We start from the raw sequence: 22738 nt of genomic DNA on the forward strand, positions 1-22738 counted from the left end.
CGCCGTCTCCTGAAACTACAGAAAACCAAACACATGGAAAACCGAAGCGCCGCCCTCCCCCGACGCGGGTTCGATGTCACCTCTTCCGCCTTCCTGATCGTCGCCTTTCTGACGGGCATTGCCGGGGCGTTGCAGACGCCGACCCTGAGCCTGTTTCTAACCAATGAAGTGCATGTCCGCCCGGCGATGGTGGGTTTCTTTTTTACCGGCAGCGCCGTCATCGGCATTCTGGTCAGCCAGTTCCTCGCCGGACGTTCTGACCGTCAGGGCGATCGCAAGCAGCTGATTGTCGTCTGCTGCCTGCTGGGGGTGCTGGCTTGCGTGCTGTTTGCCTGGAACCGGAACTATTTCATTTTGCTGTTCATCGGCGTATTCCTTAGCAGCTTTGGTTCGACCGCCAACCCGCAGATGTTCGCCCTCGCGCGCGAGCATGCCGACAAAACCGGCCGCGAAGCGGTGATGTTCAGCTCCATTTTGCGCGCCCAGGTCTCGCTGGCATGGGTGATTGGTCCCCCGCTGGCCTATGCGCTGGCGATGGGGTTTGGCTTTACCGCGATGTACCTCAGCGCCGCGGCGGCGTTTATCGTCTGCGGGATCATGGTCTGGCTGTTCTTGCCCAGCATGCGCAAAGCCAAGGCGGTGGCGACTGGCCGGCTGGAAGCCCCGCACACGCACCGCCGCGATGCGCTGCTGCTGTTCAGCATCTGCACGCTGATGTGGGGCACCAACAGCCTGTACATCATTAATATGCCGCTGTTTATCATTAACGAGCTGCATCTGCCGGAGAAGCTGGCCGGCCTGATGATGGGGACCGCCGCCGGGCTGGAAATTCCCACCATGCTGATTGCCGGTTACTACGCCCGGCGCTTCGGTAAACGCTTTCTGATGCGCCTTTCCGCGGTGGCTGGGGTGCTGTTTTATGTGGGTATGCTGACGGTGCACACGCCGGCGCTGCTGCTGGCGATGCAGGTGCTGAACGCCATCTATATCGGGATCCTCGCCGGGATTGGCATGCTTTATTTCCAGGATTTGATGCCCGGGCAGGCGGGCGCGGCCACCACCCTCTACACCAATACCACCCGCGTCGGCTGGATCATCGCCGGCTCACTGGCGGGCGTGGTGGCAGAGATCTGGAGCTATCATGCGGTGTTCTGGATAGCGCTGGTTATGGGGATCGCCACCCAGGCCTGCCTGTGGCGGATCAGAGACGTATAGATAAGGTTGCCCGGCCGGAGCCGGGCAGTGCGGATTAGTGATCCAGATAGAGATAATGCAGCCAGCTGGTCATGCGCAGCAGCACCTTGCGCATAATCGACACATGGGCAAAATAATCGGTATACACATATCAAAAACCTGTCTCATTTGCTGCTTTAAGCTCAGGGCGCGGTGGCCAGCTCAAGCTCCAGCAGCCAGGTGATGGCGTCATCACGATGAGTGAAGCACATCTCCGGCGAGGGCTGCAGGCTGGCGCATACCTTCGGACGCAGTGGGGAGCCGAAAATCAGACACAGATTGTGCTCGGAGAGCTGAATACAGCGGGTATTGGCCGGCTTGCCCTGCGGCATGCCGGGGATCGGCGAGGATATAGAGGGGGCGATGCAACATGCGCCACAATCAGTACGACATTCCACAACCCAGCTCCCAAACGCTCATTTTGCGCCACAGCCTAAACGTTTTGCCAGAAGATAGCAAAACTCGCGAATTCCACTTGCCTGAACGCCCGGGCGCGAGTAGTTTTACGCGATATTTTTGACTCGTTAAGTGACAGGATTACTGCAATGCCAAGAGCGAATGAAATTAAAAAAGGTATGGTGCTGAATTACAACGGCAAGCTGCTGATTGTAAAAAATATCGATATTCAGTCACCCAGCGCCCGCGGTGCTGCGACACTGTATAAAATGCGCTTCTCCGATGTGCGTACCGGCCTGAAAGTAGAAGAGCGCTTCAAAGGCGACGATATCGTCGATACCGTGACCCTGACCCGCCGTTTCGTTGACTTCTCCTATGTCGATGGCAACGAATACGTGTTCATGGATAAAGAAGACTACACCCCTTACACCTTCACGAAAGAGCAGATCGAAGAAGAGCTGCAGTTTATTCCGGAAGGCGGCATGCCGGATATGCAGGTGTTGACCTGGGACGGCCAGCTGCTGGCGCTTGAGCTGCCGCAGACCGTGGACCTGGAAATTATCGAAACCGCGCCGGGTATTAAAGGGGCATCCGCCAGCTCCCGCACCAAGCCCGCCACCATGAGCACCGGCCTGGTGATTCAGGTGCCGGAATACCTGACCACCGGTGAGAAAATCCGCATTCATATCGAAGAGTGCCGCTATATGGGCCGCGCGGATTAATTTTCCGTGACGAGTTGACCAGAAAAAAGGACAGCCGCTGGCTGTCCTTTTTGTTATCCCCGTTGCCGCGATTACAGCAGTTCAGGGTATTTGGTCATCTTCAGCGCCAGCTCCACGCCGCGCACTTCCGCCATCCCCTTGAGACGGCCAATCGCCGAATAGCCTGGGTTGGTTTTCTTGCGCAGATCGTCCAGCATCTGATGACCATGATCCGGACGGAACGGGATCGGGCGCAGATCGCCGGCCTGTTTACGCCGCTGCTCTTCACGCAGAATCGCATCCACCACAGCCACCATATTGACGTCGCCGCTAAGGTGCGCCGCCTCGTGGAAGGTTTTCGGGTTCGCCTCGCGGCAGGTGGAGCGCAGATGGGTAAAGTGGATGCGATCGCCAAAGGTTTCCACCATCTTCACCAGATCGTTATCGGCGCGGACGCCATAGGATCCGGTGCACATGGTAAAGCCGTTATTGATGCTGTCCACTGTCTCTTTCAGCCACTGCATATCTTCGATGGTCGACACGATACGCGGCAGGCCCAGGATCGGCCGCGGCGGATCGTCCGGATGCACTGCCAGTCGGATCCCCACCTCTTCGCACACCGGTACGATGGCCCGCAGGAAATAGGCCATATTTTCGCGCAGCTGCGCTTTATCGATGTGGTCATATTCCGCCAGGCGCGCGCGGAACTGGTCGAGGGTGTAGCCCTCTTCCGCCCCCGGCAGGCCGGCGATGATATTGCGGGTCAGTTTCTCAATGTCCGCTTCGCTCATCGCCTTGTAATACGCCTCGGCCTGGCGCTGCTCTTCTTCGCTGTAATCCGCTTCCGCCCCCGGGCGTTTGAGGATATGCAGTTCAAAGGCCGCGAAGGCGATCTGATCGAAACGCAGCGCCCGGGAGCCGTCCGGCAGCTCATATTCCAGATCGGTGCGCGTCCAGTCGAGGATCGGCATAAAGTTGTAGCATACGGTATCGATGCCGCAGGCCGCGAGGTTGCGGATGCTCTGCTGATAGTTGGCAATCCAGGTCGTATACTGCCCGCTGTGGGTTTTAATATCCTCGTGCACCGGAATGCTTTCGACCACCGACCAGGTCAGCCCTTTCGCCGCTAACAGCGCCTGACGTTCTTTAATCTCGTCGACCGGCCAGACCTGACCGTTTGCAATATGGTGCAGCGCAGTGACGACCCCGGTCGCCCCCGCCTGTCGTACATCATCAAGCGATACCGGATCGTTCGGCCCATACCACCGCCAGGTTTGCTCCATCGCTATGCCCTCACAAAAGTTGTTATACCAATAATGGCGACAATCATGACGACTACCATACATGTTTCTCGTCAGGCTGCAAACAGAGCCGGTGCATTGATTGATCCAGCTCACAGTCAGCGGATAATTTCGGCTTACCAATTTAATTTCCTGTCATATAACTTTAGACTGGCAATGTTAATAAGCAGTTAAACAGGTGTGTAAAGAATGACAACAATTGCAACCGCTACGCTACCGGAAAACGTGCAACGTCCTCAGTACGATCGCAGCCAGCTCCGCTCGCGTATTGTCCATTTCGGCTTTGGCGCGTTTCATCGCGCGCACCAGGTGCTGCTGACCGATCGCGTGCTGAATAACATCGGCGGCGACTGGGGGATCTGCGAAATCAGTCTGTTCAGCGGCGATACGCTGATGAGCCAGCTTCGCGAACAGGACCACCTGTTTACCGTACTGGAAAAAGGCGCCGACGGTAATCAGCCCATTGTTATCGGCGCGGTGCACGAATGCCTGAACGCCAGGCTCGATTCGCTGGTGGCGATTATCGAGAAATTTTGCGAGCCGCAGGTAGCGATTGTCTCGCTGACCATCACTGAAAAAGGTTATTGCATCGATCCGGCGACCGGCAAGCTGGATCCGACGCATCCGCGTATCGTTCACGATCTGGAAAATCCGACGCTGCCGCAGTCGGCTCCCGGTATTTTAGTTGAAGCGCTGGCCCGCCGCCGGGAACGGGGCCTGCCGCCCTTTACCGTGCTCTCCTGCGATAACATTCCCGACAACGGCCACGTGGTGAAAAATGCCGTCCTCGGCATGGCGGAAAAACGCAGTCCGGCGCTGGCGAGCTGGATCGGCGACAACGTCAGCTTCCCGGGCACCATGGTGGATCGCATTGTTCCCGCCGCCACCGCGGAGTCGCTGGCGGAAATCGCCGCCGTGCTGGGGGTGGAAGATCCCTGCGCCATCAGTTGCGAACCCTTCATTCAGTGGGTGGTCGAAGACCACTTTGTCGCCGGGCGCCCCGCCTGGGAGACGGCGGGCGTGCAGATGACCGACGACGTGCTGCCCTGGGAGCAGATGAAGCTGCGGATGCTCAATGGCAGCCACTCTTTCCTCGCCTGGCTTGGCTATCTGGCAGGTCATGCGCACGTCAGCGACTGCATGCAGGATGAGGTCTTCCGCCGCGCCGCCCGCCAGCTGATGCTTGACGAACAGGCCCCGACGCTGACCATTACCGGCGTCGATCTGGCGGCCTATGCCGACAGCCTGATCGCGCGCTTCAGCAACCCGGCGCTCAAACACCGTACCTGGCAAATCGCCATGGACGGCAGCCAGAAGCTGCCCCAGCGTATGCTCGACGGTATTCGCGTGCATCTTGAGCGCGGCAGCCGCTGGCCGCTGCTGGCCCTCGGCGTAGCCGGCTGGATGCGCTACGTCAGCGGTACGGACGATGCCGGTCAGGCCATCGACGTCCGCGATCCGCTGGTGGACAAGATCCAGCAGCGGGTGGCGCAGAGCGATGAGCAGCAGCGCGTTGACGCCCTGCTGGGTCTGGAGGAAATATTTGGCCGCGACCTGCCGCGCAACGCGCAGTTTGTCGCCGGGATCCGCGCCGCCTGGCAGCAGCTGGCGATGCACGGCGCCCGCGAGGCGGTTGCCCGCGCGCTCAATTCTTAACAATATTTGCGCTTATGCGGACAGAATTTCCTTCTGTCCGCCTCAGGACTTCTCTTTTCCCTCTTTTTTCGTCAGGATAGGCGTAACTGTTACAACATTACATTTATCCTGGAGAAAAGAGTGACCAGAACCAATTTGATCACCGGCTTTCTCGGCAGCGGTAAGACGACCTCGATTCTTCATCTGCTGGCGCAGAAGCCTGCGGATGAAAAATGGGCCGTACTGGTTAACGAGTTTGGCGAAGTCGGGATAGACGGCGCCCTGCTGGCCGACAGCGGCGCCCTGCTCAAGGAGATCCCCGGCGGCTGCATGTGCTGTGTCAATGGCCTGCCGATGCAGGTCGGGCTGAATACCCTGCTGCGCCAGGGGAAACCCGATCGTCTGTTGATTGAGCCCACCGGACTTGGCCATCCAAAGCAGATCCTCGATATCCTCACCGCGGCGGTGTATGAACCCTGGATCGATCTGCGCGCGACCCTGTGCATTCTCGATCCGCGTCAGCTACTGGACGAGAAAGCGGTCAACAACGACAACTTTCGCGACCAGCTGGCAGCGGCGGATATCATCGTGGCCAATAAAAGCGATCGGGAAACGCCCGAAAGCGCTCAGGCGTTTGTCGACTGGTGGCAACGCTGGGGCGGCGATCGCCGCCAGGTGTCGGCGACCCAGGGTAATATCGACCTGGCCCTGCTTGATGAACCGCGGTGCAATACCGCCCCGCTGCCGGCGAGCGCGGAGCACGCCCACCGCCATCCCCCCACAGCCGGTCTCGCCGCCCTTAGTCTGGCGGAACACCAGCGTTGGCGCCGCCACCTTAACAGCGGCCAGGGCTATCAGGCCTGCGGCTGGATCTTCGACGCGGAAACGGTCTTTGACACCATCGCCCTGCTGGAGTGGGCCCGACTGGCGCCGGTGGCGCGCGTCAAAGGTGTGCTGCGCATTGCCGAAGGGGCGGTGCGGATCAACCGCCAGGGCGAGGATCTGCATATCGAGACCCTTAGCGTCGCCCCGCCCGATAGCCGCATCGAGCTTATCTCCGCCCATGAAGCCGACTGGAACGCGCTCCAGACCTCATTGTTGAGGCTTCGTTTAAGTTAAGGCGGCTAAGGTTGCCGCCGACTGTCACAAAATCGCAATGGCTATGATGAAAAACCGAATTCCTTTAATCCTGCTGCTTAACATCGCGGGTGTGGCGCTATTTTGCTCCTGGTATCTGCCAGCCAACCACGGCGCGTGGGCGCCGGTAGACGCCGCGATCTTCCATTTCTTTAACCATGGCGTCAGCGTCAGCCGCGCTTACGCCTGGCTGCTGGCGATCATCAACAATCGCGCCTTCGACGCCTGCTCGCTGCTGGCGATGGGTTGCCTGATGCTCAGCTACTGGCTCAAGGCGCCGGCGGCAGGCCGTCGTCAGATCGCCATTATGGGCGTGGTGATGCTGCTGGCGGCGGTGATCATCAACCAGCTGGCGCAGCACCTGATGCCGGTTCAGCGCGCCAGTCCGTCGCTGTTTTTTAACGGTGTCACCCGCGTCAGCGACGTCGTTAACTTCCCCACTAAGGATGCTTCCAAGGACAGCTTCCCCGGCGATCATGGGATGATGCTGCTGATCTTCGCGAGCTTTATGTGGCGCTATTTTGGCCGCCGCGCGCTGGCCGTGGCGCTGGTGATATTTGTGGTCTTTGCTTTCCCGCGGGTGATGATTGGCGCCCACTGGTTCAGCGATATTGCCGTCGGCTCTCTGACCGCCGTGCTGATTGGCGCGCCCTGGGTATTGATGACGCCGCTGAGCGATAAACTGATCGCCTTTTTCGATCGCTACTTACCCGGCGGAATATCGGCCAAATAAAGCCGCGGGCAGCCGCCAGGGGCATTATCTATAAGGGGACCTTTTGGGTCCCTTTTTTCAATTTTCCTTTTTTTCAACATCGCGTTCATCTTCTTGTCACATTAATCCCGTGACAAATGAAGGAATTGTCTGTTTTTTGCCCGTAATTGCCGCAATTTTGGCCTTTCCCGATGATTCACTTTTTGTCACCAAAATACTTATAAGAAATCGCGCAAAACCGCTCGCCATGCGGCGTTTGATAGGGTAATCTCGTTCTCGTTTTGCCTTTTCCGCAACATTAATTCAGGCCCTGAATAAAATTGTGCGTGACTGCACAAATTTAAGCTTAAGGAATTGTCTCATTGCGGATGGGTATTTAGGCTCTAACACGTTTGGCATTTTTTATAACGACATTGTCGTTAAGGACAACAAGGGAAAATAAACAGCATGGTCAAATCTCAGCCGATTTTGAGATACATCTTGCGGGTAGCCCCCGCGATTGCAGTAGCGGTTCTGCTTTCCGCGTGTAGTTCAACAAGTACCGCCAGGAATATGCATTCTGAGACGCATGCTGTGGGTAGTGGCGATTTATCATCACTGCAAGCCTCTCAGGATGAATTTGAAACGATGGTCCGTAACCTGGACGTGAAGTCCCGTTTAATGGATCAGTATGCCAGCTGGAAAGGCGTGCGTTACCGCCTCGGCGGCAGCACTCGCAAAGGTATCGACTGCTCGGCGTTCGTGCAGCGCACCTTCCGCGAACAATTTGGTCTGGAACTGCCGCGTTCAACTTCTGAACAGCAGGAAACCGGAAAATCGATTTCCCGTACCCAGCTGCGTACTGGCGATCTGGTTCTGTTCCGCGCCGGCTCTACCGGCCGCCATGTCGGGATCTATCTCGGCAACAACCAGTTTGTTCACGCCTCTACCAGTAGCGGAGTGACCATCTCCAGCATGGATGAGCCATACTGGAAAAAGCGCTACAACGAAGCGCGTCGAGTCCTGAGCCGCTCGTAAACTGTCCTCTACCGCCGCCGGTTATCCCTTGGCTGGAAGCGGGATAAAAAACACTGCCCCGGCAGTGTTTTTTTTTGCCACCTGATTCTGAACGACGCAAAATAAGCTATGTCTTTTAAGTGGGAATGAGAAAAACGACGACTGACAACCCGTTGCTGCGCATCAATAACACGGAAAGACTATAGCTATGCTGACTCGCTACTTTTCGCCCCAGCGTAAAACCTGGCTAACCAGCCTGTGCGTGGGCATTATCGTCGCGCTACTGGCTGGCAGCATTCAGTTTATGGTGATTTACCATAACCGGGCCGAGCGTTTCGACGCCATTATCAACAATGTTAATACCTATCTGAAAAGCTATTTTCACGACCTGCGCCAGACCATTGACGGCCTGCACCCGCTGGTGGACCAGCCCTGCGAGAATATTGACTCCGGGCTCACCTCCCACGCCGCGTTCAGCCCTAACGTCCGCGCTTTTCTGCTGGTCAAAAACGGCGTGGCCTTTTGCTCCTCGGCAACCGGCGCCATGAATACCCCCCTCACCCAGCTGATCCCGGCCATTGATATCCGCAAACCCCTTGATATGGCGATTTTGCCAGGCACGCCGATGATGCCGAAGAGCGCGGCGCTGGCACTATGGGTAGGCAAACCCGGTGATGAAAACAGCGGCATTTTCGTGTCGATTAATGCCAATCTCACGCCGTATATCCTCTATTCCGCACGGCAGAATGATTTCAGCGGTATTGCGCTGGTCATCGGCCACACCGCTATCTCCACCTTCAGTAACCGGCTGGTGGATCCGCAAACGCTGCATAATGTGCCGATCCGCGAAGTACAGATCGACGGTTTCCCCCTCAAGGTCTACCTGTATGCCAACAGCTGGCTGGCGGAAAATACACAGTTTGCTCTGCTGCTCGGGGTGGTGTGCGGCCTGCTGGCGGGGCTGCTCTGCTATTACGTGCTGACGATCAAATCCGATCCGCGAAAATCCATTCTGCTGGGGATCAAAAACAACCAGTTCTACGTCGTCTATCAGCCGGTGGTGAATGCCCAGACTCTGCGTATCAGCGGCGTGGAGGTCCTGATGCGCTGGCGCCATCCGGTGGTGGGCGAAATCCCGCCTGACGTCTTTATTAACCTGGCCGAAACCCAGCAGATGATCGTGCCGCTAACCCATCACCTGCTGGCGCTGATCGCCAGCGACGCTGCGGTGTTGAAGCGTATTCTGCCGCGCGGCGTCAAGCTGGGGCTGAATATTTCCCCTGCCCATCTGCAGGCCGACAGCTTCCGCGACGATATGCTGCGCTTCGCCGCCGCACTGCCAGCCGACCATTTTCACGTGGTGCTGGAGGTGACCGAGCGGGCAATGATTGATAAAGAAAAATCGATGGCTAACTTCGCCTGGCTCCACCGCCAGGGATTCGAAATCGCGATTGATGATTTCGGCACCGGGCATAGCGCGCTGATCTATCTCGAACGCTATAACTTCGATTATCTGAAGATCGATCGCGGTTTTGTGCAGGCGATCGGCACCGAAACCGTCACCTCGCCAGTGCTGGATGCGGTGCTGACCCTCAGCCGTCGGCTGAAATTGATGACCGTTGCCGAAGGGGTGGAGACCCAGGAGCAGGCGGAGTGGCTTCGCGCTCAGGGAGTGCATTTCCTGCAGGGGTACTGGATCAGCCGGCCGCTGTCGCTGGCGGCGCTGGTGGCCGCGCACGATGAACCCGCGAATTATTTCACAACGCGTTAAGTCTCACTTATGATGCGGGAACAGAAGTCGGCCACGGGGGCCGGCTATGACAGGGTATTTTGCCGCCTATGTATGCGCGACTTTTTCTGCTTCTGCTTGCTCTGTTTAGCCTGAGCGCTAAAGCGCAATCCATTCAGGAAAGCGTCGCCTTCGCGATTATCGGCGAACCCAAATACGCCGCCGGTTTCAGCCATTTTGATTATGTTAATCCACAGGCGCCGAAAGGCGGCACCCTCACCCTGGCGGCAATCGGCACCTTTGACAACTTCAACCGCTACGCGCTGCGCGGCAATCCCGCGGTACGCACTGAGTCGCTCTACGATACCCTGTTCACCACCTCGGATGATGAGCCCGGCAGCTACTATCCGCTGATTGCCGAGCGGGCGCGCTACGCCGGGGACTATTCATGGATGGAGATCGCCCTCAACCCGCGCGCCCGTTTTCACGACGGCACGCCAATCACCGCCCGCGATGTCGCTTTTACCTTCAATAAGTTTATGACCGAAGGGGTGCCGCAGTTCCGCCTCTTTTATAAAGGCACCACCGTGAAGGCCATCGCGCCGTTGACCGTGCGTATCGACCTCGGCCAGCCCGGTAAAGAGAACATGCTGAGCCTGCTGAGCCTGCCGGTGATGCCCGAGGCGTTCTGGCGTCATCACAAACTCAGCGACCCGCTGTCAAAGCCGCCGCTGGCCAGCGGGCCCTACCGCATCAGCGCCTGGCGGATGGGACAGTATATTACCTATTCCCGGGTCGCCGACTACTGGGCGGCCGACCTGCCGGTCAACCGCGGTCGCTGGAACTTCGATACGCTGCGCTATGACTATTATCTTGACGACAACGTCGCTTTCGAAGCCTTTAAAGCCGGGGCCGTCGACCGCCGGGAAGAGACGGTCGCCAAAAACTGGGCCACCCGCTACGTCGGCCGCAACTTCAGCCGCGGCTACATCATTAAAGAGGAGTATGCCAACACCTCGGCGCAGGATACCCAGTGGCTGGCGTTCAATATTCAGCGCCCGGTATTCGCCGATCGCCGGGTGCGGGAGGCCATTACCCTGGCGTTTGATTTTGAATGGATGAACAAGGCGCTGTTTTACAGCGCGTATCAGCGCGCCAACAGCTATTTCCAGAACACCGAATATGCCGCCCGCAGCCTGCCCGACGCGGCCGAGCTGGCCCTGCTGACGCCGATGAAAAACGAACTGCCCCCCGAGCTCTTCAGCCAGGTTTACCAGCCGCCGGTCTCCCGCGGCGATGGCTTCGACCGCGCCAACTTACTCAAAGCCGACGCCCTGCTTAACGCGGCGGGCTGGACGGTGAAGAACCAGCGCCGGGTTAACGCCGCCACCGGCAAGCCGCTGCGTTTTGAACTGCTGATGCCGGCCGGAAGCAATGACCGCTGGGTGCTGCCGTTTCAGCACAACCTGCAGCGCCTGGGGATCGTCATGGATATTCGTCAGGTGGATAACTCGCAGTACAGCAACCGCCGCCGCAGCCGCGATTACGACATGATGCCGAGCCTGTGGCGCGCCATGCCCTGGCCGGGGACTGACCTGCAAATCTCCTGGGCGTCGGACTATATTCACTCCAGCTACAACGCGCCGGGGGTGCAAAGTCCGGTGGTGGATAAACTGATTGCGCAGATCCTGCAGTGGCAGGGTAATAAGCAGAAGCTGATCCCCCTTGGCCGGGCGCTGGACCGCGTCCTCACCTGGAACCACTACATGTTGCCGATGTGGTATATGGCGCAGGACCGCACCGCGTGGTGGAATAAATTCTCGTTCCCCCAAACCCGCCCCATTTATTCGTCCGGCCTTGATACCTGGTGGTATGACGCGAACAAAGCGGCCACCCTCCCCGCGGACAGACGCTAAGGACATACCATGGGCAGCTACCTGATCCGCCGTTTGCTGTTAGTGATCCCCACCCTGTGGGCCATCATTACCATTAACTTTTTTATTGTACAGATCGCTCCCGGCGGCCCGGTCGACCAGGCCATCGCCGCCATCGAATTTGGTCAGCACGGCGGAATGCCAGGCGCCGGCGACGGCGGGATGGGCGCCAGCCATGCCCGCACCGGCGCCGGCAATATCAGCGAGGGTCACTATCGCGGGGGGCGCGGCCTCGATCCGGAAGTCATCGCCGAGATAACCCACCGCTACGGCTTCGACAAACCGCTGCACGAACGCTACCTGAAGATGCTGGGCGATTATCTGCGCTTTGATTTTGGCGACAGCCTGTTTCGCAGCGCCTCCGTGCTGCAGCTGATTAAAGACAGCCTGCCGGTCTCGGTGAGCCTCGGACTGTGGAGCACGCTGATCATCTATCTGGTCTCCATTCCGCTGGGCATCCGCAAAGCCGTCAGCAACGGCAGCCGCTTTGACATCTGGAGCAGTACGCTGATTATCATTGGCTATGCGATCCCCGCCTTTCTGTTCGCCATCCTGCTGATCGTGATTTTCGCCGGCGGCAGCTATTTCGACCTCTTCCCGCTGCGCGGTCTGGTCTCGCCAAACTTCGACACCCTCCCGTGGTATGAAAAGATCCTCGACTATCTGTGGCACATCACCCTGCCGGTGCTGGCGACGGTGATCGGCGGCTTTGCCGCCCTGACCATGCTGACTAAAAACAGCTTCCTTGACGAGATCCGCAAACAGTATGTGGTCACCGCCCGCGCCAAAGGCGTCGGTGAGAAACAGATCCTCTGGGGCCACGTGTTCCGCAACGCCATGCTGCTGGTGATCGCCGGTTTCCCGGCCACCTTTATCAGTATGTTCTTTACCGGCTCGCTGCTGATCGAAGTGATGTTCTCCCTGAATGGTCTGGGGCTGCTGGGCTATGAAGCGACGGTCTCCCGCGACTATCCGGTGATGTTCGGCACGCTCTATATTTTCACCCTGATCGGCCTGCTGCTGAATATCGTCAGCGATATCAGCTATACGCTGGTCGACCCGCGTATTGATTTTGAGGGCCGCTAATGTCGTTCTTCAGTCCCGTTAATCAGGCCCGCTGGGCGCGCTTTCGCCACAACCGTCGCGGTTACTGGTCGCTGTGGCTGTTTTTAATCCTCTTCCTCTGCAGCCTGGGGGCTGAGCTGCTGGCCAACGATCGGCCACTGCTGGTGCAGTACCGGGGCCAGCTGTACGTCCCGGTGTTAAAAAACTATACCGAGCAGACCTTCGGCGGCGCATTCGCCACCGCCGCCGACTATCAGGATCCCTGGCTGCAGCAGCAGCTGGCCCGCCACGGCTGGGCGCTTTGGCCGCCGGTGCGCTTCGGCGCGACGACGATCAATTTTGCCAGCACGGTTCCTTTTCCATCGCCGCCCTCGGCCAGCAACTGGCTCGGCACCGACGCCAACGGCGGCGATGTGCTGGCGCGGATCCTTTATGGGACGCGCATCTCGGTACTGTTTGGTCTGCTGCTGACGCTGTTCTCCAGCGTGCTGGGGGTGCTGGCCGGTGCGATACAAGGATATTACGGCGGTAAAATCGACCTCTGGGGGCAGCGTTTTATCGAAGTCTGGTCCGGTATGCCGACGCTGTTTCTGATCATCCTGCTCTCCAGCGTCGTGCAGCCGGGCTTCTGGTGGCTGCTGGCGATCACTGTCCTGTTTGGCTGGATGACGCTGGTGGGCGTGGTGCGCGCTGAATTTCTCCGCACCCGCAACTACGACTACATCCGGGCGGCGCAGGCGTTAGGGGTCAGCGACCGGCAGATCATCCTGCGGCATATGCTGCCCAACGCGATGGTGGCGACCCTCACCTTCCTGCCGTTTATTCTCTGCAGCTCTATTACCACCCTGACGTCGCTGGATTTTCTCGGCTTCGGCCTGCCGCTCGGCTCGCCCTCCCTCGGCGAGCTGCTCCTGCAGGGCAAAAACAACCTGCAGGCACCCTGGCTGGGCATTGCCGCGTTTCTCTCTGTCGCCGTGCTGCTGACGCTGCTGATTTTCATCGGTGAAGCGGTGCGCGACGCCTTTGACCCCAGTAAGGCGGTGTAATATGACCCACCCGCTGTTAGCTATCGACAATCTCTCTATCGCCTTTCGCCAGCAGGGGGAGACGCAGACCGTCGTGCATAATCTGTCGCTCGAGGTGGCGGCCGGCGAAACGCTGGCCCTGGTGGGGGAATCCGGCTCCGGTAAGAGCATCTCCGCCCTGTCGGTGCTGCGGCTGCTCCCTACCCCGCCGGCCAGCTACCCCAGCGGCGATATCCGTTTTCATGGCCAGTCGCTGCTGCATGCGGATGAGGCGACCCTGCGCGGCGTGCGCGGCAACCGGATCGCGATGATCTTTCAGGAGCCGATGGTGTCGCTCAATCCCCTGCATACCCTGGAAAAACAGCTCTACGAGGTGCTATCGTTACACCGGGGAATGCGCAAAGAGGCGGCGCGCGGAGAGATCCTCGACTGCCTGGAGCGCGTCGGGATCCGTCAGGCGCCGCAGCAGCTGGCGGACTATCCGCACCAGCTCTCGGGCGGCGAGCGCCAGCGGGTGATGATCGCCATGGCGCTGCTGACGCGCCCGGAGCTGTTGATCGCCGACGAGCCGACCACCGCCCTCGATGTGTCAGTGCAGGCGCAAATTCTGCAGCTGCTGCGCGAGCTAAAGCGGGAGCTGAACATGGGGATGCTGTTTATCACCCATAACCTGAGCATCGTCCGCCAGCTGGCTGACCGGGTGGCGGTGATGCAGAACGGCCGCTGCGTGGAGCACAATCACTGTCGGGCGCTGTTTAGCGCGCCGGCCCATCCTTACACCCAACGCCTGCTGGATAGCGAACCGGACGGCGAGCCGGTGCCGCTGGCCGCCGATGCCCCGGTGCTGCTGCAGGCGGAGGAGTTACAGGTGGCGTTCCCCATTCGTCGGGGGATCCTGCGTCGGGTGGTCGATCACCATCGGGTGGTCAATGATCTCCATTTCCAGCTACGGGCCGGCGAGACGCTGGGTCTGGTGGGAGAATCGGGTTCCGGCAAAAGCACGACCGGTCTGGCGCTGCTGCGCCTGATCCCCTCCGAGGGCAAGATAACCTTTGCCGGCCAGCCGATTCAGGGACGCGGTCGCCGACAGCTGCTGCCGCTGCGCCGACAGATGCAGGTGGTTTTTCAGGATCCGAACTCGTCGCTCAATCCGCGCCTGACGGCGCAGCAGATCATTGAGGAGGGCCTGCGCGTCCACCAGCCGACGCTGACGGCGGCTGAACGCGAACAGGCGGTGATCCTTGCCATGCAGGAGGTCGGCCTCGACCCGACCAGCCGCCAGCGCTACCCGGCGGCGTTCTCCGGCGGCCAGCGCCAGCGTATCGCCATCGCCAGAGCGTTAATCGTCAAGCCGCAGCTGATCGTCCTCGACGAGCCGACTTCCTCGCTGGATAAAACCGTTCAGGCGCAGATCCTGAATCTGCTGAAAGCGTTACAGCTGAAGCATCAGCTGGCCTATATTTTTATCAGCCATGATTTAGGCGTGGTGCGCGCGCTGTGTCACCAGGTGATGGTGCTGCGGCAGGGAGTGGTGGTCGAGCAGGGCGAGTGCCAGTCCGTCTTCAGCGCGCCCCGGCATGAGTATACCCGCCAGCTGCTGGCGCTAAGCTGACGGTCAGAAAGGGTTATTGCCGGAGAAGGGCTCGGCGATCGCCACGCCAAAGTTTTTCAGACGACAGGTGGCGGCAAACTCATCCTGCAGATTAACGAACAGACAGGGCTCGCCTTCGCACTCAAGAACGGAACAGTCGACTTCGATGTCGCTTAACGCCTGGCTGAGCTTATGCATCACCGGCCAGGCTTTTTCACCGTCCGGACTCAGCAGCTTCAGGGCGACGAGACTGTTTTCGTTCTGCGCGCCGTTTTGCGGAATCGGTTCAACTCTGGAACCCGCAAAACCGGCCAGCCAGCGATAGCTCTGCGGCAGACGGTGTACGATAGAGAGTTGTTGTGTATTCACGTGGTTTCCCCGGAAGCAAAAGGCTTCACAATAAATTTACATCAATATTAACACACTGTTGACAAATAGTCCTGCTCAGACGCAGAAAACGTTTACAGCCGCGGCGGCCCAGGGTTAAGCGCTTATATTCCAGCGTGTTATTTTTTAACCCGGCAAGCCGATTGGCGCTATATGTACCCGTTTCTGTGATCCAAAACAACTTTTTTATCGCAACAATGCGACTTTTTACACTAATTGATTTTACATAAAGGAAACAAATCGCAGAACCCTGAAGCCCATTGCGGTTGACGTGCATCAAGAAAGGGGCGATTTCGCCCCTGAAAATGTGACCTAGCGTGCGATTTTTCGCCGGCGGGAAGCGTAAAGGGAGAAGAAAATAGAGCTGGTGGCGCAGAAGGCGATGGAGATCAGCATCGGCCAGGCGGTGGTAAAGGTGGCCATCGACAGCAGCGCGCCGATAATCGCCCCGATACCAAAGCGGAAAGTCCCCGCCAGCGACGAAGCGGTGCCCGCCATATGCGGAAACTCATCGAGGATCACCGCCATAGCGTTCGACGACACCATCGATACGCAGCCAACGAAGGCCGCCACGCCGATGACCAGCGACCAGAAGCCGACGTCGAGCAGCGCGCAAACCACCATCCACACCGCCATGGCAAACTGGATCCACAGCCCGGCGCGGAACATGCGCAACGCTCCTACCCGCCGCACAAACCGGCTGTTGAACATGGTCATCAGGAACAGAAAGACAATGTTCAGCGCAAAATAGTAGCCAAAGTGCTGAGGCGCGACGTGGTTAATATTGATATAGACGAAAGGCCCGGCGCTAAGAAAAGAGAACATGCCCGCGAAGCTGAAGCCGCTCGCCAGCATATAGCTCAGGACCCGCTTATGGCGGAACAGGGTGGCAAAGTTACCCATCGTGGTGCGCAGGTGGAACGGCTGACGCCTTTCAGCCGGCAGCGTTTCGCGGATAAACAGGCCGATCATCAGCGACGCCAGCAGGGCCGCCAGGGCGAGGATCCAGAAGATGGCATGCCAGCTGAACCAGACCAGCACCGCCCCGCCGACCATCGGCGCCACCAGCGGCGCAATGGTCGTCACCAGCATGACAAACGACATCATCCGCGAAAACTCATCTTTCGGATAGATATCGCGCATCAGGGCGTTGATCACCACGCTGGCCGCCGCGGCCGCCAGACCGTGGAAGAAGCGCATGGCGATCAGCATCTCGATGGTCTGCGACAGGGCGCAGGCCACCGCCGCCGCGGCGAAGACCAGCGTTCCGCCGAGGATCACCGGCTTGCGGCCGAGGCTGTCAGCCATCGGACCGTACAACAGCTGCCCCAGCGCAAAGCCGAGGATATAGGTGCTGAGGGTCATCTGCGCGCTGCCGTCCGGCACGTGGTACTGGGCAGCGATCACCGGCAGGGCCGGGAGATACATATCGATCGACAGCGGCATCAGCATGGCCAGCAGGCCAAGGATAAAGACAATCCCCAGAGACGAATTTTGCTTCAGCGTCACGTTTTGCTCCGTGGCTGCGGGGCGCCCACGCTGGCGATTTCCGCTTCCGTCAGCGGACGATATTCACCCGGCGCCAGAGATTCATCCAGCAGGATGTCGCCGATGCGTTCCCGATGCAGGCCAACCACGTGGTTGCCCACGGCGGCGAACATGCGTTTCACCTGATGGTAGCGGCCTTCGCTAATGGTGAGGCGCACTTCGGTCGGAGTGATAACTTCCAGCACCGCCGGTTTGGTGAGATCTTTTTCGTTATGCAGCTGGACGCCTTTGGCAAACAGCTCCGCGGTCCCTTCCGCCAGCGGGCTTTCCAGCGCCACCAGATAGGTTTTTTCACAGTGGTGTCGCGGCGAGGTAATGCGGTGCGACCATTGGCCGTCATCGGTCATCAGCACCAGTCCGGTGGTGTCGATATCCAGCCGACCGGCGGCATGCAGCTTATGCGCCACCGGCTCGTCGAGGAAATAGAGGATAGTCGGATGATCGGGATCGTCGGTGGAACAGACGTACCCCTGCGGCTTGTTGAGCATAAAATAGCGCGGGCCGTTCTGCTGGGTCAGCGTGTTCCCGTCATACTCCACCTCGTGCTCCGGCTGAAGCTTAAAGGAAGCATCTTTTACAATGTCGCCGTCCACGGTAACGCGGCTGCCGCGGATTTCACGCCCGGCAATAGCCCGGCTGACGCCAAGCTGCTGAGCGATAAACTTATCAAGTCGCATGAGATTTTTTTAGCCTGTCAAAGTGCTGGAGCGGGCAAATCGCCCGAAAAAGAAGAAATTCACTGGCTAGTATAACGGGCTCTTAACACCACTCAAGGGAAAAGATTCATGGCATACTATTCGCGAGTTAATTAGCCCCGTGAATTCATGACTTTTACATTACGTCCCTACCAACAAGAAGCCGTCGATGCCACCCTCGCCTGGTTTCGTCGCCATACCGAGCCGGCGGCGATTGTCCTGCCCACCGGCGCGGGCAAAAGCCTGGTGATCGCCGAGCTTGCCCGACTGGCCCGCGGCCGCGTGCTGGTGCTGGCCCACGTCAAAGAGTTGGTGGCGCAGAATCATGCTAAATACTGCGCCCTTGGCCTCGAGGCGGATATCTTTGCCGCCGGACTGCAGCGTAAAGAGAGCCACGGCAAAGTGGTGTTCGGCAGCGTGCAGTCGGTGGCGCGTAATCTGGCGCAATTTCGCAGCGAGTTTTCGCTGCTGATCGTCGATGAATGCCACCGCATCAGCGATGATGACGACAGCCAGTATCAGCAGATCATCAGTCACCTGCGGCAGGTCAACCCGCAGCTCCGGCTGCTCGGCCTGACGGCGACCCCGTTTCGCCTCGGCAAGGGGTGGATCTATCAGTTCCACTACCACGGGATGGTGCTCGGCGATGAAAAAGCGCTGTTCCGCGACTGCATCTATGAGCTGCCGCTGCGCTATATGATTAAGCACGGCTACCTGACGCCGCCGGAACGCCTCGATATGCCGGTGGTACAGTACGATTTCAGCCGCCTGCAGGCGCAAAGCAACGGCCTGTTCAGCGAAGCCGATCTCAACCATGAGCTGAAAAAACAGCAGCGTATCACCCCACATATCGTCAGCCAGATCGTGGAGTTCGCCGAAAGCCGCAAAGGGGTGATGATCTTCGCCGCCACCGTGGAGCACGCCCGGGAAGTGACAGGCCTGCTGCCGGCAGGCCAGGCGGCGCTGATCACCGGGGAAACCCCGGGTCCGGAGCGAGATCGCATCATCGAGGCGTTTAAAGCGCAGGCGTATCGCTATCTGGTGAACGTCGCGGTGCTGACCACCGGCTTCGACGCCCCGCACGTCGACCTGATCGCCATCCTCCGCCCCACCGAGTCGGTGAGTCTTTACCAACAGATCGTTGGCCGCGGCCTGCGCCTGGCGCCGGGAAAAACCGACTGCCTGATCCTCGACTACGCCGGCAACCCGCACGACCTGTACGCCCCGGAAGTGGGAACGCCGAAGGGTAAAAGCGACAACGTGCCGGTGCAGGTCTTCTGCCCGGCCTGCGGCTTCGCCAATACCTTCTGGGGCAAAACCACCGCCGACGGCACCTTGATTGAGCATTTTGGCCGCCGCTGCCAGGGGTGGTTCGAAGATGACGACGGCCACCGCGAACAGTGCGACTTCCGCTTTCGTTTCAAAAACTGCCCGCAGTGCAACGCGGAAAACGATATCGCCGCCCGCCGCTGCCGGGAGTGCGACACCATTCTGGTTGACCCGGACGACATGCTGAAGGCGGCGCTGAAGCTGAAGGACGCGCTGGTGCTGCGCTGCAGCGGCATGGCCCTGCAGCACGGTAGCGACGAGAAAGGCCCGTGGCTGAAAATCACCTACTACGATGAGGACGGCGCCGACGTCAGTGAGCGCTTCCGTCTGCAAACGCCCGCCCAGCGTACCGCCTTTGAGCAGTTGTTTATCCGCCCGCATACCCGCACGCCGGGCGTGCCGCTGCGCTGGATAACGCCGGCGGATATCGTGGCCCAGCAGACGCTGCTGCGCCATCCGGACTTTGTCGTCGCCCGCATGAAAGGCCAGTACTGGCAGGTGCGGGAAAAAGTGTTCGATTATCAGGGGCGTTTTCGCCGCGCCAACGAGCTGCGTTAATCACCCGAAAGCTGAGGTTTTGATTGCCCGGGTGTCGTTTGGCGGCTATAATGCCGCCCGCTTTTGCATTCGCAAAGCAGATAATCCGCCTGTTGCTGGGTCGCCTGTAGCAGGCTTTATATATAGAGAGACATCAATGTTTACTATCAACGCAGAAGTACGTAAAGAGCAGGGTAAGGGTGCGAGCCGCCGCCTGCGCGCAGCTAACAAGTTCCCGGCAATCATCTACGGTGGCGAAGCTGCTCCGGTTGCTATCGAACTGGACCACGACAAAGTATGGAACATGCAGGACAAAGCTGAGTTTTACGGCGAAGTTCTGACCGTCGTGGTTGATGGCAAAGAAGAAAAAGTCAAAGTTCAGGCTGTTCAGCGCCACGCGTTCAAGCCGAAACTGACTCACATCGACTTCGTTCGCGCATAATCGCCGATAGCAAGTTGTATGGCAAGCGCCCCGGGGTCTTCGGCTCCGGGGCGTTTTGTTATCCGCGCCGCCAAAGCGCCGGCGCCTCGTCCACGATGTCGCTCAGCATCCGATGCTTATTCATTCCGGGCAGCCAGAGCATCACCATGGTGACGTTCAGCCCCTGACTGCCGACCTCCGTCGCGATTTCACTGACTCCCCGCCACTCGCCTGGCCGCAAATGGTCCGGTAAAAACCCCCAGCCCCTCCCCTGCTCCATCGCATGGCGCAGCAGGGTAATTTCGTTCATATACAGCGTATGGCCGGAGATCTGCAGCCGGCGGGCAATCTGATCGTCGCTGCGCCGGTGCATCACCAGCTGCGGCGTCAACGAGAGATTCAGCAGCGTCAGCGGCCGCGCGGCATCCCGGAACAGGCGGTCCGCCGCGTAGAAACGCAGATCCACCGTGCCGAGCGCCCGCCACTCCATTTCGCTGCCCAGCGTGCGGTTGTTGGCCTGGCACATCGCCATATCCGCCACGCCATCGCTCAGCGCCTGCTCGGCTTCGCGCCGCGAGGCGCTCCAGCAGCTTAACCGGATCTGCCGCCGGGCCAGCGTATCGGCCAGCGCGCAGAGAAAATTACGTGGGATAAAGGGATCGTACACCAGACGCAGCGCCTGCCCGGCGGTTTGCGGCAGCGTTTGCGCAAAAGACTCGAAAGCCTGCGCCTGGCGCAACAGCAGATGCGCCTGACGAAAAAGCTGCTCCCCTTCGGCGGTTAAGGTCAGGGTACGCCCTTCCCGGCTGAACAGCCGATAGCCCAGCGCATCTTCCAGATAGTCCAGCAGATCGCGCAGCGTGGTTCGGTCTTTACCTAACCGAATGGCCGCCCGCGACAGGCTACCGGTCTCGGCGATGGTGGCGAATGCTTCAATCTGCGCGAAAGAATACTGCAGGGTTTTCATCCTTCTCTCCCTTGCGGGGGAAAATCCCCCCTTTACTGATTTTAGCCGCCGCGCACCGATTTATATACTGCGATGCGAATCTATGGCAAACGAGGAAAGGATGATGATAAGAAAACCACTGGCCCTGGCGTTAATCCTGGCGGCGCTGCCGGCCGCGGCAATGGCACAACGCTGCGGCGACCTGACGCTGGATGTCTGCCCAACGCCTTACGACCAAACGCTACCCGCCGCCAAAGATATGCTCAGCTGGGATCAGACTTCACGCGTGATTGGCTTTCGAAATGACTATCGCAACTATGCCGGCGATGTTTTCCGCCACGGCGCCTCGGCGCCGCTGGAACGCGCTGAAAAACAATTGACCGATGCCCGCTATACCCTCAACGGCCACACCTGGACCCTGCAGGATTACCTGAAGCGCGAGAACGTCAGCGGTATGCTGGTGCTGAAAGACGGCAAAGTCGCCTGGAAATATCTTGGCGACGGCAACACCGATACCACCCTGTGGACCTCACGCTCGGTGGGAAAATCGGTGGTCTCGACGATGGTGGGCATCGCCATTCAACAGGGTAAGATCCACTCCCTCGATGATCTGATTACCGTTTATGAACCCGAACTGAAAGGCACCGCCTGGGACGGCGTGACGCTGAAGCAGTTGATGCAGCACACCAGCGGTGTGGAATGGAATGAAGACTACACCGACCCGCAGTCGCACTTCGCCCGCCTGACCCAGTGCGAGGCGCAGCCCGGGGCCTATGCCTGCGTGCGCAAGATCGTCACCGGCCTGGCGCGCAAACATCCGGCGGGCGAGCAGTGGTCCTACTCTTCCGGCGGCGCCTGGCTGCTGGGCGATATCCTGGAGCGCGCCACCGGCATGTCGCTGGCCGCCTGGCTTGAGCAGTCGCTGTGGCGGCCCGCCGGGATGGCCCACGACGGCGTATGGCATGCTTATCAGCAAGGGAAGCACGATGTCGGCGCCCACGGCTTTAACGCCACCCTTGAAGACTGGGGCCGCTTCGGCGAATTCGTCGCCCGCGATGGTCGGTTAAGCAACGGCAAACAGCTGGTGCCGGCGGGCTGGTTCGATCAGGCCGCAAGCTGGACCACTGCGCTGAACTCGGTCTCGGCGGCGCATCCGCAAGGTATCTACGGCTATCAGTGGTGGAATAACGCCATTCCGGCGAATGCGCAAAACGTCCAGCCGACGCCGCAGGAAGGGCTGAAAGACTCGCTGTGGGCGCTGGGGATCTACGGCCAGGTGATCATGGTGAACCGTGCGGAACACCTGGTGATCGTCCAGTGGTCGACCTGGCCGCAGGCGGAACCTTCCTTTAACGCCCAGCCGCTGGAAGCGGCGCTGATGTACAGCGCCATTGCCCGCGAGCTGCGTTAACCCTCCCTG

At 59.3% G+C, this 22738-nt stretch carries 20 protein-coding genes and 1 pseudogene; 14 read left to right on the top strand and 7 right to left on the bottom strand.

The window, feature by feature from the left end:
• Positions 1-33: 33 nt before the first annotated feature.
• Positions 34-1215, top strand: coding sequence for a sugar efflux transporter SetB (setB, locus tag L2I46_RS10415; RefSeq protein ID WP_236947832.1), 1182 nt, complete (start codon positions 34-36; stop codon positions 1213-1215).
• A gap of 34 nt (positions 1216-1249) precedes the next feature.
• Here setB and L2I46_RS10420 read toward each other — a convergent pair.
• Both L2I46_RS10420 and L2I46_RS10425 read right to left on the bottom strand, forming a co-directional pair.
• A pseudogene (locus tag L2I46_RS10420) lies at positions 1250-1342 on the bottom strand (hypothetical protein); the annotation flags it as partial.
• 34 nt (positions 1343-1376) lie between these two features.
• On the bottom strand, positions 1377-1631 hold the full coding sequence (locus tag L2I46_RS10425; protein ID WP_023290454.1) for a YkgJ family cysteine cluster protein: 255 nt from the start codon (positions 1629-1631) through the stop codon (positions 1377-1379).
• Positions 1632-1778: 147 nt separating this feature from the next.
• Between L2I46_RS10425 and yeiP the strand changes: the two genes are divergently transcribed.
• Entirely contained in the window at positions 1779-2351 is a 573-nt protein-coding gene (gene yeiP / locus L2I46_RS10430; protein ID WP_002912951.1) for an elongation factor P-like protein YeiP, read from the top strand.
• A gap of 71 nt (positions 2352-2422) precedes the next feature.
• Here the strand turns inward: yeiP and uxuA are convergent, their stop codons facing one another.
• Positions 2423-3613, bottom strand: a complete 1191-nt coding sequence (gene uxuA, locus L2I46_RS10435; RefSeq protein ID WP_004201648.1) for a mannonate dehydratase — start codon at positions 3611-3613, stop codon at positions 2423-2425.
• Between the two features lie 207 nt (positions 3614-3820).
• Here uxuA and L2I46_RS10440 point away from each other — a divergent pair, with 207 nt between their 5' ends.
• From L2I46_RS10440 to yejF, 9 genes are all read left to right on the top strand, one after another.
• Positions 3821-5287: a mannitol dehydrogenase family protein gene (locus L2I46_RS10440; RefSeq protein ID WP_236947833.1), complete on the top strand. Its 1467-nt coding sequence runs from the start codon at positions 3821-3823 to the stop codon at positions 5285-5287.
• 120 nt (positions 5288-5407) lie between these two features.
• Positions 5408-6385, top strand: a complete 978-nt coding sequence (locus tag L2I46_RS10445; RefSeq protein WP_101992856.1) for a CobW family GTP-binding protein — start codon at positions 5408-5410, stop codon at positions 6383-6385.
• 37 nt (positions 6386-6422) lie between these two features.
• Positions 6423-7136 (top strand): phosphatase PAP2 family protein, encoded by a 714-nt coding sequence (locus L2I46_RS10450; RefSeq protein ID WP_072413743.1) that lies wholly within the window; start codon positions 6423-6425, stop codon positions 7134-7136.
• Between the two features lie 426 nt (positions 7137-7562).
• Positions 7563-8132: a bifunctional murein DD-endopeptidase/murein LD-carboxypeptidase gene (gene mepS, locus L2I46_RS10455; protein ID WP_004201653.1), complete on the top strand. Its 570-nt coding sequence runs from the start codon at positions 7563-7565 to the stop codon at positions 8130-8132.
• 187 nt (positions 8133-8319) lie between these two features.
• Positions 8320-9882 carry a cyclic di-GMP phosphodiesterase gene (locus L2I46_RS10460; RefSeq protein WP_236947834.1) on the top strand — a complete coding sequence of 521 codons (1563 nt, stop codon included), beginning with the start codon at positions 8320-8322 and terminating at the stop codon, positions 9880-9882.
• Between the two features lie 68 nt (positions 9883-9950).
• Entirely contained in the window at positions 9951-11756 is a 1806-nt protein-coding gene (locus tag L2I46_RS10465; RefSeq protein ID WP_236947835.1) for an extracellular solute-binding protein, read from the top strand.
• 9 nt (positions 11757-11765) lie between these two features.
• Positions 11766-12860, top strand: a complete 1095-nt coding sequence (locus L2I46_RS10470) for a microcin C ABC transporter permease YejB (protein WP_004201658.1) — start codon at positions 11766-11768, stop codon at positions 12858-12860.
• Positions 12860-13885: a microcin C ABC transporter permease gene (locus tag L2I46_RS10475; protein WP_236947836.1), complete on the top strand. Its 1026-nt coding sequence runs from the start codon at positions 12860-12862 to the stop codon at positions 13883-13885. Before L2I46_RS10470 ends, L2I46_RS10475 begins: the two co-directional genes overlap by 1 nt.
• Before the next feature lies 1 nt (position 13886).
• Positions 13887-15476: a microcin C ABC transporter ATP-binding protein YejF gene (gene yejF, locus L2I46_RS10480; RefSeq protein WP_236947837.1), complete on the top strand. Its 1590-nt coding sequence runs from the start codon at positions 13887-13889 to the stop codon at positions 15474-15476.
• A gap of 3 nt (positions 15477-15479) precedes the next feature.
• Here the strand turns inward: yejF and L2I46_RS10485 are convergent, their stop codons facing one another.
• From L2I46_RS10485 to rsuA, 3 genes are all read right to left on the bottom strand, one after another.
• Positions 15480-15824, bottom strand: a complete 345-nt coding sequence (locus tag L2I46_RS10485) for a YejG family protein (protein WP_002912974.1) — start codon at positions 15822-15824, stop codon at positions 15480-15482.
• 330 nt (positions 15825-16154) lie between these two features.
• Positions 16155-17351: a Bcr/CflA family multidrug efflux MFS transporter gene (locus tag L2I46_RS10490; RefSeq protein WP_023290465.1), complete on the bottom strand. Its 1197-nt coding sequence runs from the start codon at positions 17349-17351 to the stop codon at positions 16155-16157.
• A complete protein-coding gene (gene rsuA, locus L2I46_RS10495; RefSeq protein ID WP_023290466.1) occupies positions 17348-18067 on the bottom strand; it encodes a 16S rRNA pseudouridine(516) synthase RsuA in 720 nt (239 codons plus the stop codon). Before rsuA ends, L2I46_RS10490 begins: the two co-directional genes overlap by 4 nt.
• A gap of 147 nt (positions 18068-18214) precedes the next feature.
• Between rsuA and L2I46_RS10500 the strand changes: the two genes are divergently transcribed.
• The gene (locus tag L2I46_RS10500) at positions 18215-19972 is read left to right on the top strand and encodes a DEAD/DEAH box helicase (RefSeq protein WP_236947838.1); all 1758 of its coding nucleotides are present in this window, start codon (positions 18215-18217) and stop codon (positions 19970-19972) included.
• Between the two features lie 136 nt (positions 19973-20108).
• Positions 20109-20393, top strand: coding sequence for a 50S ribosomal protein L25 (gene rplY, locus L2I46_RS10505; protein WP_004201664.1), 285 nt, complete (start codon positions 20109-20111; stop codon positions 20391-20393).
• Between the two features lie 58 nt (positions 20394-20451).
• Here rplY and L2I46_RS10510 read toward each other — a convergent pair whose 3' ends face one another.
• The gene (locus tag L2I46_RS10510) at positions 20452-21339 is read right to left on the bottom strand and encodes a LysR family transcriptional regulator (RefSeq protein ID WP_236947839.1); all 888 of its coding nucleotides are present in this window, start codon (positions 21337-21339) and stop codon (positions 20452-20454) included.
• Between the two features lie 103 nt (positions 21340-21442).
• On the opposite strand from L2I46_RS10510, the gene L2I46_RS10515 reads away from it, so the two are divergent.
• A complete protein-coding gene (locus L2I46_RS10515) occupies positions 21443-22729 on the top strand; it encodes a serine hydrolase domain-containing protein (RefSeq protein ID WP_236947840.1) in 1287 nt (428 codons plus the stop codon).
• The last annotated feature ends 9 nt before the right edge of the window (positions 22730-22738 follow it).

This window comes from Klebsiella sp. 2019SCSN059 (assembly GCF_021739525.1).
In the GTDB taxonomy this organism is placed as follows: domain Bacteria; phylum Pseudomonadota; class Gammaproteobacteria; order Enterobacterales; family Enterobacteriaceae; genus Klebsiella; species Klebsiella quasipneumoniae.